This is a genomic window from Pseudomonas sp. MC6, assembly GCF_054790575.1.
Genome location: NZ_CP186504.1, coordinates 5,393,252 through 5,415,634, shown reverse-complemented (window position 1 = coordinate 5,415,634; position 22,383 = coordinate 5,393,252). Strand labels below are relative to the sequence as shown.

At 59.9% G+C, this 22,383-nt stretch carries 21 protein-coding genes; 7 read left to right on the top strand and 14 right to left on the bottom strand.

Going from position 1 to position 22,383, the window contains the following annotated elements:
• Positions 1-34 precede the first annotated feature (34 nt).
• Positions 35-1,549 carry a threonine ammonia-lyase, biosynthetic gene (gene ilvA, locus ACOYXE_RS24225; RefSeq protein WP_160059798.1) on the bottom strand — a complete coding sequence of 505 codons (1,515 nt, stop codon included), beginning with the start codon at positions 1,547-1,549 and terminating at the stop codon, positions 35-37.
• 147 nt (positions 1,550-1,696) lie between these two features.
• On the opposite strand from ilvA, the gene rpiA reads away from it, so the two are divergent.
• A complete protein-coding gene (rpiA, locus tag ACOYXE_RS24220; RefSeq protein ID WP_160059799.1) occupies positions 1,697-2,371 on the top strand; it encodes a ribose-5-phosphate isomerase RpiA in 675 nt (224 codons plus the stop codon).
• A gap of 146 nt (positions 2,372-2,517) precedes the next feature.
• Here the strand turns inward: rpiA and ACOYXE_RS24215 are convergent, their stop codons facing one another.
• The 4 genes from ACOYXE_RS24215 to ACOYXE_RS24200 form a co-directional block, all read right to left on the bottom strand.
• The gene (locus tag ACOYXE_RS24215) at positions 2,518-3,435 is read right to left on the bottom strand and encodes an SdiA-regulated domain-containing protein (protein WP_160059800.1); all 918 of its coding nucleotides are present in this window, start codon (positions 3,433-3,435) and stop codon (positions 2,518-2,520) included.
• A gap of 195 nt (positions 3,436-3,630) precedes the next feature.
• Entirely contained in the window at positions 3,631-4,554 is a 924-nt protein-coding gene (locus ACOYXE_RS24210; RefSeq protein WP_160059801.1) for an SdiA-regulated domain-containing protein, read from the bottom strand.
• A gap of 262 nt (positions 4,555-4,816) precedes the next feature.
• Entirely contained in the window at positions 4,817-5,482 is a 666-nt protein-coding gene (locus ACOYXE_RS24205; protein ID WP_053124802.1) for a fumarylacetoacetate hydrolase family protein, read from the bottom strand.
• Between the two features lie 41 nt (positions 5,483-5,523).
• On the bottom strand, positions 5,524-6,918 hold the full coding sequence (locus ACOYXE_RS24200; protein ID WP_160059802.1) for an FAD-binding oxidoreductase: 1,395 nt from the start codon (positions 6,916-6,918) through the stop codon (positions 5,524-5,526).
• A gap of 204 nt (positions 6,919-7,122) precedes the next feature.
• On the opposite strand from ACOYXE_RS24200, the gene serA reads away from it, so the two are divergent.
• On the top strand, positions 7,123-8,352 hold the full coding sequence (gene serA, locus ACOYXE_RS24195; protein WP_095121592.1) for a phosphoglycerate dehydrogenase: 1,230 nt from the start codon (positions 7,123-7,125) through the stop codon (positions 8,350-8,352).
• A 119-nt stretch (positions 8,353-8,471) separates the two neighbouring features.
• On the opposite strand, the gene ACOYXE_RS24190 is transcribed toward serA, so the two are convergent.
• Entirely contained in the window at positions 8,472-8,897 is a 426-nt protein-coding gene (locus ACOYXE_RS24190; RefSeq protein WP_460926750.1) for a DUF4399 domain-containing protein, read from the bottom strand.
• Positions 8,898-9,032: 135 nt separating this feature from the next.
• Here ACOYXE_RS24190 and ACOYXE_RS24185 point away from each other — a divergent pair, with 135 nt between their 5' ends.
• Positions 9,033-9,596, top strand: a complete 564-nt coding sequence (locus tag ACOYXE_RS24185; protein ID WP_460926749.1) for a transporter substrate-binding domain-containing protein — start codon at positions 9,033-9,035, stop codon at positions 9,594-9,596.
• Positions 9,597-9,804: 208 nt separating this feature from the next.
• Here ACOYXE_RS24185 and ACOYXE_RS24180 read toward each other — a convergent pair whose 3' ends face one another.
• Together ACOYXE_RS24180 and ACOYXE_RS24175 are read right to left on the bottom strand one after the other, a co-directional pair.
• The gene (locus tag ACOYXE_RS24180; protein WP_460926748.1) at positions 9,805-10,290 is read right to left on the bottom strand and encodes a 2-thiouracil desulfurase family protein; all 486 of its coding nucleotides are present in this window, start codon (positions 10,288-10,290) and stop codon (positions 9,805-9,807) included.
• Positions 10,290-10,922, bottom strand: coding sequence for a 2OG-Fe(II) oxygenase (locus ACOYXE_RS24175; RefSeq protein ID WP_405122695.1), 633 nt, complete (start codon positions 10,920-10,922; stop codon positions 10,290-10,292). The genes ACOYXE_RS24180 and ACOYXE_RS24175 overlap by 1 nt, the downstream gene beginning before the upstream one ends.
• A 108-nt stretch (positions 10,923-11,030) precedes the next feature.
• On the opposite strand from ACOYXE_RS24175, the gene ACOYXE_RS24170 reads away from it, so the two are divergent.
• Positions 11,031-11,762, top strand: coding sequence for a DUF2059 domain-containing protein (locus ACOYXE_RS24170; protein WP_093429786.1), 732 nt, complete (start codon positions 11,031-11,033; stop codon positions 11,760-11,762).
• 103 nt (positions 11,763-11,865) lie between these two features.
• Here the strand turns inward: ACOYXE_RS24170 and bipL are convergent, their stop codons facing one another.
• A complete protein-coding gene (gene bipL, locus ACOYXE_RS24165) occupies positions 11,866-12,813 on the bottom strand; it encodes a phospholipase BipL (RefSeq protein ID WP_460926747.1) in 948 nt (315 codons plus the stop codon).
• Between the two features lie 99 nt (positions 12,814-12,912).
• On the opposite strand from bipL, the gene ACOYXE_RS24160 reads away from it, so the two are divergent.
• Positions 12,913-13,491, top strand: a complete 579-nt coding sequence (locus ACOYXE_RS24160; protein ID WP_460926746.1) for a DUF6436 domain-containing protein — start codon at positions 12,913-12,915, stop codon at positions 13,489-13,491.
• Between the two features lie 102 nt (positions 13,492-13,593).
• On the top strand, positions 13,594-16,005 hold the full coding sequence (locus ACOYXE_RS24155; protein ID WP_460926745.1) for a penicillin acylase family protein: 2,412 nt from the start codon (positions 13,594-13,596) through the stop codon (positions 16,003-16,005).
• Between the two features lie 186 nt (positions 16,006-16,191).
• On the opposite strand, the gene ACOYXE_RS24150 is transcribed toward ACOYXE_RS24155, so the two are convergent.
• Positions 16,192-17,157 (bottom strand): GlxA family transcriptional regulator, encoded by a 966-nt coding sequence (locus ACOYXE_RS24150; protein WP_160059811.1) that lies wholly within the window; start codon positions 17,155-17,157, stop codon positions 16,192-16,194.
• 226 nt (positions 17,158-17,383) lie between these two features.
• Here ACOYXE_RS24150 and ACOYXE_RS24145 point away from each other — a divergent pair, with 226 nt between their 5' ends.
• A complete protein-coding gene (locus ACOYXE_RS24145; RefSeq protein WP_460926744.1) occupies positions 17,384-18,025 on the top strand; it encodes an HD domain-containing protein in 642 nt (213 codons plus the stop codon).
• A gap of 140 nt (positions 18,026-18,165) precedes the next feature.
• On the opposite strand, the gene ACOYXE_RS24140 is transcribed toward ACOYXE_RS24145, so the two are convergent.
• The 4 genes from ACOYXE_RS24140 to ACOYXE_RS24125 form a co-directional block, all read right to left on the bottom strand.
• Positions 18,166-19,056: an ABC transporter permease subunit gene (locus ACOYXE_RS24140; protein WP_093429780.1), complete on the bottom strand. Its 891-nt coding sequence runs from the start codon at positions 19,054-19,056 to the stop codon at positions 18,166-18,168.
• Positions 19,053-19,934: an ABC transporter permease subunit gene (locus ACOYXE_RS24135; RefSeq protein WP_174244537.1), complete on the bottom strand. Its 882-nt coding sequence runs from the start codon at positions 19,932-19,934 to the stop codon at positions 19,053-19,055. The genes ACOYXE_RS24140 and ACOYXE_RS24135 overlap by 4 nt, the downstream gene beginning before the upstream one ends.
• Before the next feature lie 35 nt (positions 19,935-19,969).
• Positions 19,970-21,112 (bottom strand): ABC transporter ATP-binding protein, encoded by a 1,143-nt coding sequence (locus ACOYXE_RS24130; protein ID WP_007913856.1) that lies wholly within the window; start codon positions 21,110-21,112, stop codon positions 19,970-19,972.
• 66 nt (positions 21,113-21,178) lie between these two features.
• Positions 21,179-22,276 carry a polyamine ABC transporter substrate-binding protein gene (locus tag ACOYXE_RS24125; RefSeq protein WP_160059814.1) on the bottom strand — a complete coding sequence of 366 codons (1,098 nt, stop codon included), beginning with the start codon at positions 22,274-22,276 and terminating at the stop codon, positions 21,179-21,181.
• Positions 22,277-22,383: the final 107 nt, after the last annotated feature.

Genomic DNA, 22,383 nt, shown 5'->3' with positions numbered 1-22,383 from the left:
CTCTTCCTTGGGCCATGCCCATCAGCGTAGCCGCTCAGCCAAGAAACAGCTGATAGGCCGGGTTCTCGCTTTCATCCCAGTACGGGTAACCGATCTCCTCAAGCGCCGCCGGCACCAGATGACGCTCGTCGTGCGGCACCTGCAGGCCCGCGACCACGCGACCGTCAGCGGCGCCATGGTTACGGTAGTGGAACATCGAAATGTTCCAGCGCCCACCGAGCTTATTAAGGAAGTTGAACAGCGCGCCCGGACGCTCCGGGAATTCGAAGCGGAACACCACTTCATCAATCACATGCGCGGCGTGCCCGCCGACCATGTGGCGGATGTGCAGCTTGGCCAGCTCGTTGTCGGTCAGGTCGACAACTGGGAAACCCTGCTCGGTCAGACTCGCCAGCAGTGCGCTGCGCGGGTCGTTTTCCGGGTGAGTCTGCACGCCAACAAAGATGTGCGCTTCGCTGCCGGTGTTGTAGCGGTAATTGAATTCGGTGATCTGACGCTTGCCGATGGCCTCGCAGAAATTTTTGAAGCTGCCGGCCTTCTCGGGGATGGTCACGGCGATGATCGCTTCGCGGCCTTCACCCAGTTCGGCGCGCTCGGCGACGTGGCGCAAGCGGTCAAAATTGACGTTGGCGCCGGAGTCGATGGCGACGAAAGTCTGGCCACTGACGCCGCGCAACTCGACGTACTTCTTGATCCCGGCCACGCCCAATGCGCCGGCAGGTTCGGTGATCGAGCGGGTATCGTCGTAGATATCCTTGATCGCCGCACAGATTTCGTCAGTGCTGACGGTGATCACTTCGTCGACGTAGTCTTTGCAGATATCGAAGGTGTGCTGGCCAATCTGCGCCACCGCGACGCCATCGGCGAAGATGCCCACGGTCGGCAACACCACGCGCTCACCGGCGGCCATCGCCGCTTGCAGGCAGTTGGAATCGTCCGGCTCGACGCCGATGACTTTGATGTCCGGACGCAGGTATTTGACGTACGCGGCGATACCGGCGATCAGGCCGCCGCCACCGACCGGCACGAAGATCGCGTCCAGCGGCTGCGGGTGCTGGCGCAGAATTTCCATCGCCACGGTGCCCTGCCCGGCGATGGTGTGCGGATCGTCGTACGGGTGGATATAGACGTAGCCTTTTTCATCAACCAGTTTCAGCGAGTAGGCCAACGCTTCCGGGAACGAATCACCGTGCAGCACCACTTTGCCGCCGCGCGAACGCACGCCTTCGACTTTGATCTCGGGGGTGGTCTTGGGCATGACGATGGTGGCTTTGACGCCCAGCACTTTCGCCGCCAGGGCCAGACCTTGCGCGTGGTTGCCCGCCGACGCGGTGACTACGCCACGGGCGCGCTCTTCATCGCTCAGTTGCGTCAGCTTGTTGTAGGCGCCGCGAATCTTGAACGAGAACACCGGCTGCAAGTCTTCACGCTTGAGCCAAATGTCATTGCCCAGCCGCTCGGAGAGCTGGCGAGCGTTCTGCAGCGGGGTTTCTACGGCAACGTCATAAACGCGCGAGGTGAGGATCTTTTTGACGTACTGTTCGAGCATCGGAAAGCATCACTGAGCGGTTGAGCGGGACCGAGGAGTCTAACCCGGCTTTTGCCCGCACGACCACACGAATCCAGAGGTTTTAGCCGCGCTTGCGGCTATAATGCCGGCCTTTCCGTTCTCACCTTGCCCGCTTCCGGAGCCCGCATGACCCAGGATCAACTCAAACAGGCAGTGGCTCAGGCCGCCGTCGACTTCATCCTTCCGAAACTCGACGACAAGAGCATCGTCGGGGTCGGCACCGGCTCCACCGCCAACTGCTTCATCGATGCTTTGGCCCAGCACAAGGGTGCGTTCGATGGCGCCGTCGCCAGCTCCGAAGCCACTGCCGCGCGCCTCAAGGACCACGGGATTCCGGTGTATGAGCTGAACACTGTCAGCGACCTGGAGTTCTACGTCGACGGCGCCGACGAAAGCGACGCACACCTGAACCTGATCAAGGGCGGCGGCGCCGCACTGACCCGCGAGAAGATCGTTGCCGCCGTGGCCAAGACCTTCATCTGCATCGCCGACGCCAGCAAACTGGTGCCGGTGCTGGGCGAGTTCCCGCTGCCAGTCGAAGTGATCCCGATGGCGCGCAGCCACGTCGCCCGTCAGTTGGTGAAACTGGGCGGTGACCCGGTTTATCGCGAAGGCGTGCTGACCGACAATGGCAACATCATTCTGGATGTGTTCAACCTGCAGATCACCAACCCGATGGAGCTGGAAGCGCAGATAAATGCGATCGTCGGCGTGGTCACCAATGGCTTGTTCGCGGCGCGTCCGGCAGACCTGTTGTTGCTGGGTACTAGCGAAGGTGTGAAAACCCTCAAGGCTGAGTAAGCCCAGACTGCCCGAAATTTATGGGTAGACGAATAAACCTGTGGGAGCGAGCCTGCTCGCGAAAGCGCCAGTTCAGCCAACATTTTCATTGGCTGACACGACGCCTTCGCGAGCAGGCTCGCTCCCACAGTGTTTTGTGGTGTTGGTCAGGGCTGTGCTGGTTTTTTGAAGACGTAGAACAGGTTCGGCTCACTCACCAGATACAACGTCCCATCATCATCCATCGCGATGCCTTCCGCCTGCGGCACGGTCTTCTTCAAACCCTGCCGACCGCCACTGATGGACATCGTGCTCAACGGTCGTCCACCGACATCCAGTTCCAGAATCAGCCGTGACTCATCCGACAGCGCCAATAAATGACCGCTGCGCTCGTCGTATTGCAGGCTCGACAGATCGCGCACAAACATCCCGGCGTCACGCTTGGGATCGTTGATCACATGCACCGCGTAGGACTTTTCCGGATTGAAATGCGGGAAACCGTGCACTTCGTAGATCAGCATCGGGTTACGTTCCTTCGCAACAAACAAGCGCTTGCCTACCGAGTCATACGCCAGGCCTTCAAAACCTTTGTTGCTGGCCATATGCACGCCGAGGGTCATCTGCTCGGCGTCCGCCGCGTCGAGGAATGTGGTGTCTGCCTCCAGGTGAATCTTGATCAACCGCTGCTGACGCTCATCAGTGATCACATAGGTATCGGCGCTGATGTACTCGACGGCTTCCGGATCGCCAAATCCGATCAGCGCGATGCGCCGCAGGATCTTGCCTTCGAGCGACAGCTCGACCAGTTCGGAATTCTTGTTGGTCACGGTGAACAGGCTTTTGCGCACCGGATCGAAGGTCAGCGCCGAAACATCGTCGTCCAGCCCGTCAATCACTCGCGCTTCAATCTCGACGCGATACTGATCCAAGCCAATCGACTCGCTACTTTGCGGTTGCCACAGCGTGTGCAGGTTGAACCAGGCGCGTTCAAACAGGCGCATGTATTGGCCGAGCGCGATCAATGCGATCAGGGCAATCACCGACAGGATAATCATCAGAGGTTTGGGACGGGCAAGTCGACGCATTCGGGCGGGCTCGGGATCAAAACAGGCGGATGAAATATCACGCCCGTCTGAACTGAAGCTTAATGGCCACTTGCCCGCAACTACAAGAGAGTCGATGTAGGAGCTGCCGAAGGCTGCGATCTTTTGATGTTGCGGTTCAGAAGATCAAGAGATCGCAGCCTTCGGCAACTCCTACATTGGAATCGGTAAAGGCTGTTATTGCTGTTTTTCGAAGCGATAGAACAGGTTCGGCTCGCTGACCATGTACAGCGTGCCGGCCTCGTCCATGGTCACGCCTTCGGCGCGGGGAATGGTGTTTTTCAGGCCATTGAAGCCACCCAGCAGGGTCATGAAGCTGACTTGCTCGCCCTTCTCGTCCAGCTCCAGCAGCAGGTGCGAATCGGCGGACAGCACCAGTGTGTGCTGAGTGCGCGGGTCAATCGCCAAGGCCGAGAGGTTGCGAATATCCAGTTCATCACTGGCGAGTTTCTGCTTGTCGCCCTTGAGGGTCTGGCTGCCATCGCTTTTCCAGGTGAACAACGCCGGTGGACGCTCCTCACCGAGTAGCAATTGCTGATTGTGGGAATCCCAGGTAATGGCTTCGAAGGCTTTATTCTGGTCTTTCGACGGGCCGAGGTCGTATTTCGGGAAATCGGCGATGTTCAATTCGCGGGTATCGGCGTCGACCTTGACGATCGACAGCATGTGCTGGCGCTCATCGACAATCGCCATCAAGCCGTTTTCCATGACGGTCAGGCCTTCCGGATTGCTCCAGCCCACCAGCGGCATTTTGCGCAGCACATCGCCCTGCAGAGTCAGCTCGGCGAGAAACGGGTTTTTACCCATCACTGAAAACAGCGTTTTGGTCTGCGGGTTGTACGACAGATCCGAGGCTTCGTCCTTTTCCATATCCTTCAGCGGTTTGGCGTCAATCACCACCCGATAGTCCGGCAGCCAGATGCTGTCTTTCTGCTCGGCCTGGCTTTCGAAGCGCTCCTGCAGCCAAAGCACACCGCGATCATCCCAATGCATGGCAAACGCCAAAGCGTAAGCAGCGGCAATCACCAGCACTAGCCAGACATACCAACGCAGGGCAAAACGTGAACGGCGAGTGGGTTTGAGCTGAGTTTGAGATGACATCGAGGGACGCGTTCCGAAAATTCAGGCTAAGGGTAATAGCACAAAGAGGCCGGCTCAGACGCCAGAATGAGAGGAATTATCCGTACAGGATGTGAAAAAAACGGCAAATGGCGGGATTGCCCTGCACGTTTGCAAGGTGGATCACATAACAAATGTGGGAGCGAGCCTGCTCGCGAAGACGGAGTGTCAGGCAACGATGATGTCGACTGACCTGGCGCCTTCGCGAGCAGGCTCGCTCCCACAGGAGATTTCAGTGTGGCGATCAGCGCACGCTGCTGTTGAAGCTGCTCGCGCCGACCAGTTCGAGGACGATGTCATCGCCGACGTTCAGCGGGCCAACGCCGACTGGCGTACCGGTGAGGATCACGTCACCGGCCTGCAGCGAGAAGCAGCCGGCCATGTGCTGGATCATCGGCACGATCGGGTTGAGCATCGCGCTGCTGTTGCCGTCCTGACGCACTTCGCCGTTGATGGTCAGGCGAATGCCGATGTCAGTCAGGTCAGCGAAGGTGCTGCCGACCACGAACGGGGCGATCACCGCCGCGCCGTCGAACGACTTGGCGATTTCCCACGGCAGCCCCTTGGCTTTCAGCTCGGCCTGCTTGTCGCGCAGGGTCAGGTCCAGCGCCGGGGCGAAACCGGAGATTGCGTCGAGGACTTCTTCACGGCTCGGCTTGGTCGACAACGGCTTGCCGATCAACACGGCGATTTCCGCTTCGTAGTGCACCGAACCGCGCTCGGTCGGAATGGCGAAACCGCCTTCCAGCTCAACCACGCAACTGCCCGGCTTGATGAACAGCAACGGCTCGGTAGGTACCGGGTTGTCCAGTTCCTTGGCGTGTTCGGCGTAATTGCGGCCAATGCACACGACTTTCCCGATCGGGAAGTGGATGCGCGTGCCGTCGACGTACTGGTGCTGATAGCTCATTTACCGACTCCTGCCTTCATTGATTCATCAAAGATTGCCGATCAAACCGCAAAAATCTTGCCCGGGTTCATGATGCCGTTCGGGTCGAACACCGCTTTCACCGCTTTCATGTACTCGATCTCAACCGGCGAACGGCTGTAGGTCAAGTAATCGCGCTTGGTCATTCCCACGCCGTGTTCGGCGGAAATCGAGCCGTTGTACTTCTCGACGGTTTCGAACACCCACTTGTTGACGGTCGCGCACTTGGCGAAGAACTCGTCCTTGCTCAAGTTATCCGGTTTGAGGATGTTCAGGTGCAGGTTGCCGTCGCCGATGTGGCCGAACCAGACGATTTCGAAGTCGGGGTAGTGTTCACCGACGATCGCATCGATTTCCTTGAGGAACGCCGGCACTTTCGAAACCGTGACCGAGATGTCGTTCTTGTATGGCGTCCAGTGCGAGATGGTTTCGGAGATGTACTCGCGCAGTTTCCACAGATTGTGCAGTTGGGTTTCGCTCTGGCTCATCACGCCGTCCAGCACCCAGCCCTGCTCGACGCAATGCTCGAAGGTTTCCAGTGCGCTGTTGGCCACTTCTTCAGTAGTCGCTTCAAATTCCAGCAGCGCGTAGAACGGGCAGTCGGTTTCGAAAGGTGCCGGCACGTCACCACGGCCGATGACCTTGGCCAGGGCTTTGTCGGAGAAGAATTCAAACGCGGTCAAGTCGAGCTTGCCCTGGAAAGCGTGCAGCACCGGCATGATCGAGTCGAAATCGGCGGTGCCAAGGACCATCGCGGTGAGGTTTTTCGGCGCACGATCGAGGCGCATAGTCGCTTCGACGACGAAACCCAGCGTGCCTTCAGCGCCGATGAACAGCTGGCGCAGGTCGTAACCCGTGGCGTTCTTGATCAGGTCTTTGTTCAGTTCGAGTACGTCGCCCTTGCCGGTGACGACTTTCATGCCGGCCACCCAGTTGCGGGTCATGCCGTAGCGAATCACCTTGATCCCGCCGGCATTTGTGCCGATGTTGCCGCCAATCTGGCTGGAACCTGCCGAAGCGAAATCGACCGGGTAATACAGGCCTTTTTCTTCGGCGACGTTCTGCAAATGTTCGGTGACCACGCCCGGCTGACAAACGGCGGTGCGGTCGGTGAGGTTCACGTCGAGAATCTGATTCATGTAGTCGAACGACACGACCACTTCGCCATTGGCGGCCACTGCGGCGGCTGAAAGTCCGGTGCGCCCGCCCGACGGCACCAGCGCGACCTTGTGTTCATTGGCCCAACGGACAACGGCTTGCACCTGCTCAATGGTTTTGGGAAACACGATGGCGCTGGGCGCCGGGGCGAAGTGCTTGGTCCAGTCCTTGCCGTACGCATTCAGGGAGTCGGCGTCGGTCAGGACCTTGCCAGGCTCGACCAGGGTCTTCAGTTCATCAATCAGGGCAGGACTGGTCATCGACAGAACTCTCGAACAATTCATGGTCATCCTGAGAACGCTTCACGTCGCAGGAATGAGTGTTTAGCGGGGAGGCTATGCTAGCATATCGACCCCGCAGGACAGTGCCCAAGGCCAGATCCGCGGAGACGACTTTCTTGTCGTCCGGGTCAGCGTCTGTTGACCATTTCCTGCCATTTTTCTCCGGGATACAGGTTTACGCAGATGAGCAAGACTTCTCTCGATAAGAGCAAGATCAAGTTCCTTCTTCTCGAAGGCGTCCACCAATCGGCTGTCGACGTCCTCAAGGCGGCGGGCTACACCAGCATCGAATACCTGACAGGTTCCTTGCCGGAAGCCCAGCTCAAGGAAAAGATCGCTGACGCTCACTTCATCGGCATTCGTTCGCGCACCCAACTGACCGAAGAGATCTTCGATCACGCGAAGAAGCTGGTTGCGGTCGGCTGTTTCTGCATCGGCACCAACCAGGTTGACCTGAGTGCTGCCCGTGAGCGCGGTATTGCCGTGTTCAACGCGCCGTACTCCAACACCCGCTCCGTTGCCGAGCTGGTGCTGGCCGAAGCGATCCTGCTGCTGCGCGGCATCCCGGAGAAAAACGCTTCCTGCCACCGTGGCGGCTGGATCAAGTCCGCAGCCAACTCCTTCGAGATCCGTGGCAAGAAACTCGGCATCGTCGGCTACGGCTCGATCGGTACGCAGCTGTCGGTTCTGGCTGAGGGCTTGGGCATGCAGGTGTACTTCTACGACACCGTGACCAAGCTGCCACTGGGCAACGCTACGCAGATCGGCAGCCTGACCGAACTGCTGGGCATGTCCGACATCGTCACCCTGCACGTTCCGGAAACCGCTGCGACCCAGTGGATGATCGGCGAGAAGGAAATCCGCGCCATCAAGAAGGGCGGCATCCTGATCAACGCCGCGCGCGGCACCGTGGTTGAACTGGACGCCCTGGCGGACGCGATCAAGGACAAGCACCTGATCGGCGCGGCCATCGACGTATTCCCGGTGGAGCCACGCTCCAACGACGAAGAGTTCGAAAGCCCGCTACGTGGCCTCGACAACGTGATCCTGACTCCGCACATCGGTGGTTCGACCGCCGAAGCGCAAGCCAACATCGGTCTGGAAGTGGCAGAGAAACTGGTCAAGTACAGCGACAACGGCACCTCCGTTTCGTCGGTGAACTTCCCGGAAGTGGCCCTGCCGGCTCACCCTGGCAAGCACCGCCTGCTGCACATCCACGAGAACATCCCGGGTGTGATGAGCGAGATCAACAAGGTCTTCGCCGAAAACGGCATCAACATCTCCGGTCAGTTCCTGCAGACCAACGAGAAGGTGGGCTACGTGGTGATCGACGTCGACGCCGAGTACTCGGAGCTGGCGCAAGAGAAGCTGCAACACGTCAACGGCACTATCCGTAGCCGGGTTCTTTTCTAAGAACAGCTACAAGCCGCGAGCTACAAGCGGCAAGTGATGTTCGCTTGTGCTTTTGCTTGAAGCTCGTAGCTTGCAACTCGCCGCTGATAAAAAAGGGAGCCCCGAAAGGGCTCCCTTTTTTATTTCACGTTGATGGTGATTTTCTTCGAGACGATTGGTGGATCGAATGCCATGTGACCGCTGTCGCCAAGTTCCAGCTGCAAGGTGTGTTTGCCCGGGGCGAGTTTGATGTCAGCCTGGGTCTGCGCCTTGCCGAAGTGCATGTGGTTGGCATCGGTAGGGACGACCGAACCGGCAGGAACAATTTCCTTGGCGTCGATCAGCAGGTGATGGTGACCAGTATTCTTGGTGACGTCACCGGCCGGTGCCAGTGCGACGCCCTTGGTTCCGAACTTGACGGTGAAGGTCTGCGAAACCGTGGCCCCGTCCTCGGGAGAAACGATGAACACTTCGGCGCCTTTGGGGGCCGGTGTGGCGGCACTGGCCAGCACCGAAACGCCCATCAGCACACCCGCGAACGCTGCACGTGACATAAAGCTTTTCATTTTCTTCTCCAGTTTTTCCGTAAAATCCGCACGGTCATGACAACTTCATGACCATTCGTTGTCGAAGGCACTCGACAACCATAGCAAAGCGAGCCTGAATCAGAGCGTCGCGATAATGATTTCAAAGGAGTGACCATGCGTTTTCTGCCTGGCCTGATCTGCCTGCTACCCCTTTTGAGCCCTTTGGCTCACGCCGAACTGATTGATGACGTCAACGACCGTGGCGAGCTGCGTATTGCCCTTGAGGCTAATACACCGCCCTTCAATTTCAAGGAAGGCGACACACTCACGGGGTTCGAGGTCGAGCTTGGGCAACTGCTGGCCCGGGAGCTGGATGTACGCGCCGATTTCATCGTCACCGACGAGGCCGACCTGTTCCAGGGCGTTGAAAGCGGCAAGTACGACGTCGCCCTCAACCACATAGCACTGACACCCGAACTCAAGGATCGTTTCGACTTCAGCGAGTCTTACGGCAAGGTCGATTCGCAGTTGTTAGCGAAGAAGGATGAGCAGCCACGGCCGATGGTGCTGGTGCAGGCATTGACTGAAGAGAAGCCGAAAGCGGCAGAGCCGGTGGAGTTGGCGATTCCGTTTCAGAAGGGTAATCCGGCGTTTCAGGCCAGTCTTGCGAGCGCGATGGAGCGGATCAAGGCGGATGGGCGTTTGGCGGCGTTGACCGAGAAGTGGTTGAAGCCTTAAAAGCCCCTCACCCTAGCCCTCTCCCAGAGGTAGAGGGGACTGATCTGGGGATGCTTTAGAGGTACGCCGACCTGAACCTACTTTGCCGAATCCATAATCGACAAGGTCTTTCAAGTCGATGAATAGCGCCAGACACCTCGGTCGGCCCCCTCTCCCTACGGGCGGTCCGACGTTTCGGGAGCGCTGGGGTGAGGGTAACGATTGCGGATCAGTCCAAAGCAGCCAGTGCCAGCGCGGCCTGCGGCAATTCCAGTTCACTGAAAACCTGCACACCATGGCGCTTGAGCAACGCGGCCGTCACCCCTTCGCCACTCACCTTCACGCCACTGAACGTCCCGTCATACGTCAGCAGATTCCCGCAAGATGGACTGTTGGCCTTGAGCACCGCCACGCGAATTCCGTGCTTCTGCACCAGCGCCAGCGCCTGCCGCGCGCCATCCAGAAATTGCGCACTGACTTCCTCACCCTCAGTGGTAATCACCGCCGCAACACCATCCAGCACTTCACCACCCTGCCCGCCCGGAATCTCCGCCGCCGCCCGTGGCGTCGGCAAACCGCCCGCGACCTCCGGACACAACGGCACCACCCGCCCTTCGGCAATCCACTGCTCAAGCAGATCAAACGGCCCGCTCGCACCACCGTCGTAACGTACGCGGTGGCCCAACAGACAGCGGCTGACCAGAATTTTCTCCATCAGAACGGCTCGTTGCCACGGCGGCGAAACCAACCGGTCAGCGACAAGCGCTCGCGGTTCGCCGGCAGCACTTCGTGGGGCACTTCGCCGGAGAGAAACACCACCAGACACCCGCCAGTAGGCTGCACGTCATGCACACGCTCTTCGTTCAGGTACATGCGCAACTGACCGCCATCTTCCGGCAGCCATGCATCATTGAGGTAAACCACCACCGACACCATGCGCTTGTCGTCGTCGCGAAAACGGTCGACATGTCGGCGATAAAACGCACCCGGCGGATACAGCGCGAAATGGCATTCAAAGTCTTCAAGGCCGAGGAACAAGCCACGGTTGAGTGCCTCGCGCAGGCTCTCCATCAGGTTCAGATAACGGTCGCTGGCCTCGGCCTGCCCCGGATCGATCCACTGAATGTGATCGCCACGAATACCCTCGCGGATCTCCGAAAACGGCCCACGCCCCACCGCCGCCGGCGCCAGCTCACCCTCGGCCTCACGTTTGCGGCACTCGGCCGCCAGCTCGCGGGTCAAACCGGCGGGCAGGAAAATGTTCTGCTGCGACCAGCCGTGGTCGGCCAGGTCATCGACAATGCGTAACAGCAGTGGGTGTTCAGAGGATATTTGCATGGCGCGCATAGTATGTCGGCGGCAAGAAATCCGACAGAGCCACGCGGCGGCTTGCTACGAATTCTCGACAAGTACCGGCACCGCACGGAGAATAGTCCGCTGCTGACAGGAGTCCCTATGCGCCGTTTGCTTTTTTCACTGTTGATGTTCTGCGTGTTGCCCGCCTGGGCGGACGGCCACGATCAGTTGTACAAGGTCGCCGGCTGGCCAGATCAACGTGCGCATTTCAACGATGCCCTGACGGCCGCACAGCAGCGCTATCAGAACAGCCTGCCGCCGGCGGTGTTTCAAGCATTGGTGAACAACAGCAATCAGCGCTTCGCCCCGCAGGCCGTGGATCAACGCGCCGAAGCGCAACTGCGGCAGAAGCTCGCCGATCCGAAACCGGCGCTGACTTTCTTTCAATCGCCACTGGGCAAGAAGATCGTCGCCGCTGAATTGCTCGCGACCCGCCGTGATCAACTGGCGAAAAACGCCAAGGGCCTGCCGAAGATGCAGGCCAGCGACAGCCGCCTGCTGATCATCGGTCACCTCGCCCAAGCCTTGCCGGCCCGTGAAGCCGGCGCCGAAGTCAGCCTGGCGATTGCTGGTGTGGCGGCGGACAGCTTGAGTTCGATGATTCCGGGGCTGCTCGGTGGCGGTCAAGCGCAGGGCATGCTCAATGGTCAGCGCCAGCGCTTGATGGATCAGATTGGCGCGGACATCAACAACACGCTGCTCTATGTCTATCGCGATCTGTCGGATGAAGAGCTGGAAGAGTTTGCGACGTTTGCTGAATCGACTGAGGGCAAGGCCTACTATCAGGCGGCGCTGGCGGCGATTCGGGCGGGGTTGGCGGTCGGGCAATGATCTTCGTCGTCTCTTAGACCGCTATCGCGAGCAGGCTCACTCCTACAGAGGTACGCATTCCAAATGTAGGAGTGAGCCTGCTCGCGATAGGCCCTCACAAGCGCTAAAGATTCCGGCCTCTGATCCGCTTGCTCAGAAACTCGAAATACTCCTCACGCATCTCCACCGTCTCATTCGCCAGATGATGCCGTGCCTCGGCCAGCAGCAGAATCTGCGGTCGATCAAACTTCCATTTCAATACCTGCAAATTGTGCTGCCAGTCCACCGTCATGTCCGCCTGCCCCTGAATGATCAGTGGCCGCCGCGGACTTTTTTTCGCGTGCTCGACGCGAATGATCCAGCGTGACAGCGCCCCGACCCATTTCGTCGGCAAGCGTCGCGGCTGCAACGGATCGGCCTGCAGAAACGGCAGAAAATCCGGATCGTTGGAGTTCTCGCTGAAGCGCCGCGTGACCCCTCTGACAAAAGGTCTGAGCAGGTAATAACTCAGCTGCGACCAGCCCCACGCCCGTGGACGCACCAGCGGCGCCATCAAAATCACCTGCCCTTGCGCCGGGCTGTTTTCGCCGTGGTTGAGCAGGTGATCGACAACAATCGCCCCGCCGGTGCTCTGCCCGCACAAATGCCACGGCTGCGGCAGCGCGATCGACTGGGCCTCGGCGAACAAGGCCTGCAGGACGTCCTGGTATTCAGAGAAGTCGCGGATGCTCGCACGCGGCCCGCTCGAAAGGCCATGCCCCGGCAAGTCGCAGGCGATCACCGCAAAATCCTGATCCAGCGCCCACTCGATCACATGCCGGTAGAGCCCGACGTGATCGTAATAACCGTGCAGCAGAAACAGTGTCGCCTTGACCTTCTCCGGCCACCAGCAATGGCTGACCAGCTCATAACCGTCGACGTCGAAACGGCCCATGCCACGCCAGACATCGCGATGGGGAAAATCGGTTTTATAAAATTGCTGGTACGCCTTCGCTTCGTCCGACAACGGCTGCCATTCGGCCAATGGCTTGAGGCTGGCGCGGATTTGATCGGGATCGAAAGTGGCAGGCATGCAGGAATTCCAAAGCGGTAAACAGACTTTATCGGCCTGCGATATTCATCTGTAGTGACAGACATGGCAAGCTAGCCGACCTTTCGAGGATCGAAAACCATGCGCTCGCCCTACCGCACCGCACTGTTTGCCAGCCTGCTCGCGCTGATTTGCGCCGGGGTGCTGTGGGCGGCGTATGACTGGTTTCAGGGGCGTTATCTGCGTGCGTTCAGCGAACACACGGCGGTATTTTCCGGTGATCCGCTGCGCCTGCCGGACAATCTCGCCGGTCCCGGCAAGATCCGCCTGGTGCATTTCTGGGACCCGGCTTGCCCGTGCAATGTCGGCAACCAACAGCATCTGACCGAGATGGTCGAGCAGTTCGGCGCCAAAGGCGTTGAGTTCTTCGCCGTGCAGAAGGCTGGCAGCCACGGCCAGTTGCCCGCGACCCTCAGCAGCCTGAAAACCATCACCATTTTGCCCGGTTCCGAGCAGGTGCCCGCCAGCCCGGCCGTGGCGATCTGGGACCGCAGCGGCAAACTGGCGTACTTCGGCCCGTACAGCGAAGGCCTGACCTGCAACTCTAGCAACAGCTTTATCGAACCGATTTTGAATGCCCTGACGCAAGATCGTCCGGTCAATGCCACGCACACCCTGGCAGTCGGTTGCTACTGCCCGTGGCCAGTGGAGACGCAGTAAGGCATTCCGGACTTTTCAAGGACAGCGCTGCACGGCACAGAAGGTCTGTGCTAATTGTTTGCAGCCCGACGGGCGGCAATCCCGCCTGCACAAGGAGTCACCATGAAGCGCGTGTTCACCGTACTTGGCTTGTTCATCGTTGTTCTGCTTGCCGGCGCAGGCTGGTACGTCTACAGCAAACAACCGACGCGCCAGGGCCAGGTCGAACTGCGCAACCTGCAAGGTTCGGTGACCGTGCGCTACGACGAGCGCGGCGTGCCGCACATCCGTGCCGAGAACGAAACCGACCTCTACCGCGCCCTCGGCTATGTGCATGCCCAGGATCGCCTGTTCCAGATGGAAGCCATGCGCCGCCTCGCCCGTGGTGAGCTGGCGGAAGTACTCGGGCCGAAGCTGCTCGACACCGACAAACTGTTCCGCAGCCTGCGCATCCGCGAGCGCGCCGCCAGTTACGTCGCCAGTCTCGATAAACAGTCGCCGGCGTGGAAGGGCCTGCAAGCCTATCTGGATGGCATCAACCAATATCAGGACAGCCACGCCGCGCCGATCGAGTTCGACGTGCTGGGCATCCCCAAACGGCCGTTCACAGCAGAAGACAGCATCAGCGTCGCTGGTTACATGGCCTACAGCTTTGCCGCCGCATTTCGCACTGAGCCGCTGCTGACCTATGTGCGCGATCAGCTCGGTGCCGATTACCTCAAGGTCTTCGACCTCGACTGGCAGCCCAAAGGTGTGCTGGTCAACGGTCACGCCAAGCCTGCGCCGGCCCTCGCCGCCGGCGACTGGAAAGACCTCAATGCCCTCGCCCGCCTCAGCGAACTGGCACTGATCGATAATGGTCTGCCGCAGTTCGAAGGCAGCAACGCCTGGGTCATCGCGGGCAGCCGCAGCCAGAGCGGCAAACCGCTGCTGACCGGTGACCCGCACATTCGCTTCTCGGTGCCGTCGGTATGGTACGAGGCGCAACTGTCGGCGCCGGGCTTCGAGTTGTACGGTCATCATCAGGCGCTGGTGCCTTTCGCCTTCCTCGGCCACAACCTCGATTTCGGCTGGAGCCTGACCATGTTCCAGAACGATGATCTGGATCTGATCGCCGAGAAGGTCAATCCGGATAACCCGAATCAGGTCTGGTATCGCGGCCAGTGGACCGACATGGTCGTCACGCAGCAGCAGATCAATGTGAAGGGCCAGCCGCCAGTGCCCCTCACCCTGCGCCAATCGCCCCACGGTCCGATCGTCAACGATGCGCTGGGAACTGCTGCCGGAAAAACGCCGATTGCGATGTGGTGGGCCTTCCTCGAAACGCCAAACCCGATCCTCGAAGGCTTCTACCAGCTCAACCGCGCCGACACCCTGGCCAAGGCCCGCGGCGCTGCCGCGAAAGTCCAGGCACCGGGACTGAATCTCGTCTATGCCAACGCCAAGGGTGATATCGCCTGGTGGGCCTCGGCGTTGCTGCCCAAGCGCCCGGCCGGGGTGCGGCCGGAATTCATTCTTGACGGCAGCAGCAATCAGGCCGACAAGGACGGCTTCTACCCGTTCAGCGCCAACCCGCAGGAAGAGAACCCGGCGCGCGGCTACATCGTCTCGGCCAACTTCCAGCCGCTGTCGCCGACCGGCATGGAGATTCCCGGTTACTACAACCTCGCCGATCGCGGCCAGAAACTGAATCGTCAGCTCAGCGACAAGAGCGTGAAGTGGACCAACGAGGCCAATCAGAAACTGCAATTAGGCACCGCCACCGGTTACGGCCCGCGCTTGCTGGCGCCATTGCTGCCGGTACTGCGTGAGGTGGTGAGTGATCCGGCGCAACTGAAACTGGTCGGGCAACTGGCGCAGTGGCCGGGCGACTATCCGCTGGATTCGGTCAGTGCAACGGTGTTCAACCAGTTCCTCTACGACCTCGCCGATGCAGCGATGCGGGATGAGTTGGGCAATGACTTTTTCGACACGCTGCTGTCGACGCGAGTAATTGATGCGGCGCTGCCGAAACTGGCGGCGAATGCCGATTCACCGTGGTGGGATAACCGCAGTACACCGACCAAGGAGACCCGCGCTGATATCGTGCGCGCAGCGTGGCAGGCGAGCATGCAGCACTTGAAGCTGACCCTTGGCGACAACACTACCGAGTGGAAATGGGGCGCGGCGCACACGCTGACTCACGGGCATCCGCTGGGGCAGCAGAAGCCACTGGATCGGATTTTCAATGTCGGGCCGTTTGCGGCGCCGGGCAGTCACGAAGTGCCGAACAACCTGTCGGCGAGGATCGGACCGGCACCGTGGCCGGTGACCTACGGGCCGTCGACACGGCGCTTGGTGGATTTTGCCGATCCGGCGCATGGGTTGACGATCAACCCGGTCGGGCAGAGTGGTGTGCCGTTTGACAGTCACTATGACGATCAGGCTGAGGCGTATGTCGACGGGATGTATGTGCAGGCGCATTTCAATGCCGAAGAGGTGACGGCGAATACGCGCAGTACCTTGAAGTTGTTGCCGGCGCGGGCAGCGCCTTAAAAGCCCCTCACCCTAGCCCTCTCCCGGGGGGAGAGGGGACTGATTGGGGGATGCTCAAGGCTTACAGCGACCTGACACTGCTTTACCGAATCCATAATCGCTAAGGTCTTTCAGGTCGATGTATCACGCCAGACACTGCGGTCGGCTCCCTCTCCCTCTGGGAGAGGGCTGGGGTGAGGGTATGGGTCAAACCATCACCGCAAAGTTCAGCCGAAACTGCTGCGGCGTAACCCCCAACCGCCGGTTAAACACCCCGCGCATATGTTGCGCGTCACGAAACCCACACTGATACGCCACCGTCTTCAACGGCGCCGCCGTGCTCTCCAGCATCACCCGCGCCGCATCCACCCGCGCCCGCTCGACGAACTCCGCCGGCGTCACCTTCGCCTCCCGAGCAAACACCCGCGAAAAATTGCGCGCACTCATGTTCGCCGCAGTTGCCAGATCGGCAATCGTCAGATCGCCCGTCAGATTAGCCAATACATAAAGCTGCACCATCGCTACCGCCGACGTCGGCTCCGCATGCGGCGTGAGGAACGGGCTGAACTGCGACTGCCCACCGGAGCGCTGAGTAAACACCACCAGCCGCTTGGCCACGCTCAGCGCCACCTCAGCGCCGTGATCCCGCGCCAGCAGATACAGCGACAGATCGATCCCCGCCGTCACCCCGGCAGAGGTGTAGAGCGTGCCGTCCTCGACATATAAACGATCCGCGTCGACCTGCGTCGTCGGACACAACTGCGCCAACGCCTCGGCATCGTTCCAATGCGTGGTGACGGTGCGCCCTTCCAGCAATCCGGCCCGCGCCAGCATAAACGCGCCGTTGCAGATCGAGCCGAAACGCTGTGCCCGCGCGCAGGCTTCACGCAGCCAATCATCGAACGTCGCGCCAAAAACCATGAACGGCAATTGTGGGCCACCGGCGACCAGCAGCAGGTCGTAGGCATCCAGCGCTTCGCTGAAATGCCGATGGGCGTTCAGGTTCAAACCGTTGGAACAGGCCATCGGGCCGTGTTCGACGCCGATCACATCGAGCCGATAGTGATCCTCGGGCGCCAGGAAGCGATTGGCCTCGGCGAACACATCCATAGGGCCGCTGACGTCCAGCGACTGCACGCCTGCGAACACGACGATGGCGACGGTTTTGCTCATGGCTGTGGATTCCCCCTTTAAGAGCAAAAGATCGCAGCCTGCGGCCGCTCCTACAGGTGTCCGCTTTCCCATGTAGGAGCTGCCGCAGGCTGCGATCTTTTTAGCTTGGCACGATTTGCGCGTCGAATGGCAAGGATCGCAGCCATGCATCGATTGTTCGCTTCCCGCGCCGGGAACAGACTTTCCCCATCAGCGCCACGACGGCGTTTTCGACGAGGAAATCGTTATGAGCACCACCATTGCCGGCATCAAAATCCCCGACAGCACCCTCGCCCGGGCCACCACCGAGTACATCCGCGACATCGAGTCCGACCTGCTCTACCACCATTCGCGTCGGGTATTTCTGTTCGGCGCGCTGAGTGGTGAGCGCCAGCAACTGGCCTACGATCCGGAACTGTTGTACGTCGGCGCGATGTTCCACGACCTCGGTCTGGTCGAAGGCCACCGCAGTGATGACGAGCGTTTTGAAGTCGACGGCGCGAACGCGGCAGCAGCGTTTCTCAAACCGTACGGGTTGAGCGATGACGACATCGAACAGGTGTGGCTGTCGATTGCCCTGCACACCACGCCAGGCGTGCCGAAGCATCTGCGCCCGACCGTGGCGCTGGTAACGGCTGGTGTGGAAATGGATGTGCTGGGCATGGATTACGCGGCGTTCAGCACTGTGCAGCGCGAGGCGGTGGTGCATGCGCACCCGCGTGGGGAAGGTTTCAAGGAGTGCATCATCTGCGCGTTTGCCAATGGTTTGCGCCATCGTCCGCAGACGACGTTTGGCAATGTGAAGACCGATGTGCTGAAGGATCAGCAGCCGGGGTTCAAGCCGATGAACTTTGTCGAGGTCATCCGCAACTCTCCCTGGACTGCATAAAACCCATGTAGGAGTGAGCCTGCTCGCGATGGCGGTGTGTCAGCCAGGTAGTTTTCAGCTGACACACCGCCATCGCGAGCAGGCTCACTCCTACATGGGGATTTGGGTTGGTCTTGAGAAAGGGACCAACCCGATATTGCCTACGCCGCTTCCGGCGCTGGTGCGCGACGCACGTCCGGCTGTTTCCACGAATCGGCTGCGCTTTCTTCGATGGCTTGCTGGATGGCTTTCTTGCGCGCTTCTTCGGCACGGCGGCTGAAGAACCAGACCATGAAGGTCACGATCGATACCGCCAGCAGGATCAGACTGGCCACGGCGTTGATCTCAGGCTTCACACCCAGACGCACCGCCGAGAACACTTCCATCGGCAGGGTCGTCGAACCCGGCCCCGAGACGAAGCTCGCCAGCACCAGATCATCCAGCGACAGCGCGAACGACATCATGCCGCCCGCCGCCAGCGATGGCGCGATCATCGGGATGGTGATCAGGAAGAACACCTTCCACGGCCGCGCACCGAGGTCCATCGCCGCTTCTTCGATCGACAGGTCCAGCTCACGCAGGCGCGCCGACACCACCACCGCCACATACGCCGCACAGAACGTGGTGTGGGCGATCCAGATGGTGACGATGCCACGTTCCTGCGGCCAGCCGATCATCTGCGCCATGGCTACGAACAACAACAGCAGCGACAGACCGGTGATCACTTCCGGCATCACCAACGGCGCTGTCACCAGGCCGCCGAACAGCGTGCGGCCCTTGAAGCGCGTGATGCGCGTCAGCACGAACGCCGCCAGCGTCCCCAGCGCCACCGCGGCAACTGCGGTGTAGCAGGCGATTTCCAGCGAGCGCAGCACCGAGCCCATCAGTTGCGTGTTGTCGAGCAGGCCGACGTACCACTTGATCGACCAGCCGCCCCACACCGTCACCAGCTTCGAGGCGTTGAACGAGTAGATCACCAGGATCAGCATCGGCAGGTAGATAAACAGCAAACCCAGAACCAGCATCAGGCTGGAGAAACGGAAGCGCTTCATTCTTTACCCTCCATTTCCTTGGCCTGACTGCGGTTGAACAGGATGATCGGCACAATCAGGATCGCCAGCATCACCACCGCCAGCGCGGACGCCACCGGCCAGTCACGGTTGTTGAAGAACTCTTGCCACAGCACCTTGCCGATCATCAGGGTTTCCGGACCGCCAAGCAGTTCCGGGATCACGAACTCGCCGACCACCGGGATGAATACCAGCATGCAGCCGGCAATGATGCCGTTCTTGGACAGCGGAATAGTGATTTTCCAGAAGCTGTTGAAGGTGCTCGAACCGAGGTCGGATGCCGCTTCCAGCAGACTGTGATCGTGCTTCACCAGGTTGGCGTACAGCGGCAGGATCATGAACGGCAGGTACGAGTAAACGACGCCGATGTACACCGCAAGATTGGTGTTGAGGATCTGCAAAGGTTCGTCGATGAAACCCATGCTCATCAGGAAACCGTTGAGCAAACCGTTGTTGCTGAGGATGCCCATCCACGCGTAAACGCGGATCAGGATCGCCGTCCAGGTCGGCATCATGATCAGCAGCACCAGCACCGTTTGCAGCTCTTTACGGGCGGTGGCGATGGCGTAGGCCATCGGGTAGCCGATCACCAGACAGAGGACAGTGCTGATCAGCGCCATCTTCAACGAGCCGAGGTACGCGGCGATGTACAACTCGTCGCCCGCCAGCATTGCGTAGTTGCCCAGGTTCAGCAGTAGTTGCAGCTTCTGCTCGGCGTACGTGTAGATCTCGGTGTACGGCGGGATGGCCACGTCGGCTTCGGCGAAGCTGATCTTCAGGACGATGAAGAACGGCAACATGAAGAACAGAAACAGCCAGATGAACGGGACCCCGATGACCAGTTGCCGGCCATTGGGGATTATTCGGTTGATGCGGCGTTTGAATTTGCGCATGTTCATGAGCGGAGTACCACGCCGCTGTCGTCTTCCCACCACACGTAGACCTGATCGCCCCAGGTCGGACGCGCGCCGCGACGTTCGGCGTTGGCGACGAACGACTGCACCAGTTTGCCGCTTGGCAATTCGACGTAGAACACCGAGTGCCCGCCGAGGTAGGCAATGTCGTGGACCTTGCCGCTCGACCAGTTGTATTCGCAGGTCGGTTGGTCGGCGGTGACCAGCAGCTTCTCCGGGCGGATCGCGTAGGTGACCGACTTGTCCTGCACCGAAGTACTGATGCCGTGGCCAACGTAGATCTGCCGATCAAGATCTTTGCAGGTGATGGTTGCGTGGCCTTCGGCGTCGTCGATCACTTCGCCTTCGAAGATATTGACGTTGCCGATGAATTCGCAGACCAGACGGCTGGTCGGGGTTTCGTAGATGTCGATCGGGCTGCCGATCTGGGCGATCCAGCCCAGGTGCATGATCGCGATGCGCTCGGCCATGGTCATGGCCTCTTCCTGGTCGTGGGTCACCATCACGCAAGTCACGCCGACGCGCTCGATGATTTCCACCAGCTCCAGTTGCATCTGCGAGCGCAGTTTCTTGTCCAGTGCGCCCATCGGCTCATCGAGCAACAGCAGCTTCGGCCGCTTGGCCAGTGAACGGGCCAGCGCCACGCGCTGACGCTGACCGCCCGACAATTGATGCGGCTTGCGCTTGGCGTACTGGCTCATCTGTACGAGCTTGAGCATCTCGGCCACGCGAGCGTCGACTTCAGCCGCCGGGATCTTGTCCTGCTTGAGGCCGAAGGCGATGTTCTGCGCCACGGTCATGTGCGGGAACAAGGCGTACGACTGGAACATCATGTTGATCGGACGTTCGTACGGCGGCATGTCGGTGATGTCGACGCCGTCGAGGAAAATGCGCCCCTCCGTGGGCCGTTCGAACCCTGCCAGCATCCGCAGCAGAGTGGATTTGCCCGATCCCGAACCGCCGAGCAGGGCGAAGATTTCGCCTTTCTTGATTTCCAGGGACACATCGTCCACGGCAATCGTCTCGTCGAACTTCTTCGTGACCCGGTCGATTTTGACCAGCACCTGTTTCGGTGTCTGGTCGCCCTCGAGGGCTTTCTTATAGGCGCCGGAGGCAACTGCCATTTACGAAACTCCCAGAAAAAAACAGTGCAGTTCGCCCCGCAAGGCGAACCCAGGATAGTGTGTGCCTTACATCCCCGACTTGACCTTGGTCCAGCTGCGGGTCATCAGGCGCTGAATGTTCGGTGGTAACTCGGTCGATACGTAGGCCTTGTCGATAACGGCCTGCGGCGGATACACCGACGCATCGGTACGGATGGATTGTTCCATCAGCTTGTCCGCCCCCGGGTTGGGGTTGGCGTAACCGACGTAATCACTGACCTGAGCGATCACCTCAGGTTTCAGCAGATAGTTGATGAAGGCATGGGCCTGCTTCACGTTCGACGAATCCTTGGGGATTGCCAGCATGTCGAACCACAAGGCACCGCCCTCTTTCGGCACCGCGTAGGCGATGTTCACGCCCTTCTTGGCTTCGGCTGCGCGGTTTTTCGCTTGGAAGATATCGCCGGAGAAACCGATGGCCACGCAGATGTCACCGTTAGCCAGATCACCGATGTATTTCGAGGAATGGAAGTAGGTCACGTAAGGACGCACCGCGAGCAACTTGTCGGTGGCTTTTTCGTAGTCCTTGGGATTGGTGCTGTTGGCATTCAGGCCCAGATAGTTGAGCACAGTCGGCATCATTTCATCCGCCGAATCGAGGAACGCCACGCCGCAGCTTTGCAGCTTCTTGATGTTCTCAGGCTCGAACAAAACGCCCCACGAATCGATCTTGTCGACACCCAGCACAGCTTTCACTTTATCGACGTTGTAGCCGATGCCGTTGGTTCCCCACAGATACGGCACGGCGTACAGGTTGCCCGGATCGTTCTGCTCCAGACGCTTGAGCAGCGCCGGGTCGAGATTGGAATAATTCGGCAGCTGCGACTTGTCGAGCTTCTGGAACGCGCCGGCCTTGATCTGCTTGCCGAGGAAGTGGTTCGACGGTACGACCACGTCGTAGCCGGTACGCCCGGCGAGCAGCTTGCCTTCCAGGGTTTCGTTGGAGTCGAAGACGTCGTAGACCGGTTTTATCCCGGTGGCTTTCTGGAAGTCGGCCAGGGTGGTCTCGCCGATGTAATCGGACCAGTTATAAATATGCACCGTACCGGCGGCCTGGGCTCCGACAGCAATCGTCAGGCCGGCAGTGGCCAGCAGGGCTTTGCGCAAAGAAGAAAAAATAGGCAAGTGGAGGTCCTCTAAATTAGTTGGGCCCAAGTTGCCCCGCGCTGCATGACAGCCGTGGCTGCCCGGCAACAAAACCGGCGCGCAACTTACCCTCGAAAAACCGTTCC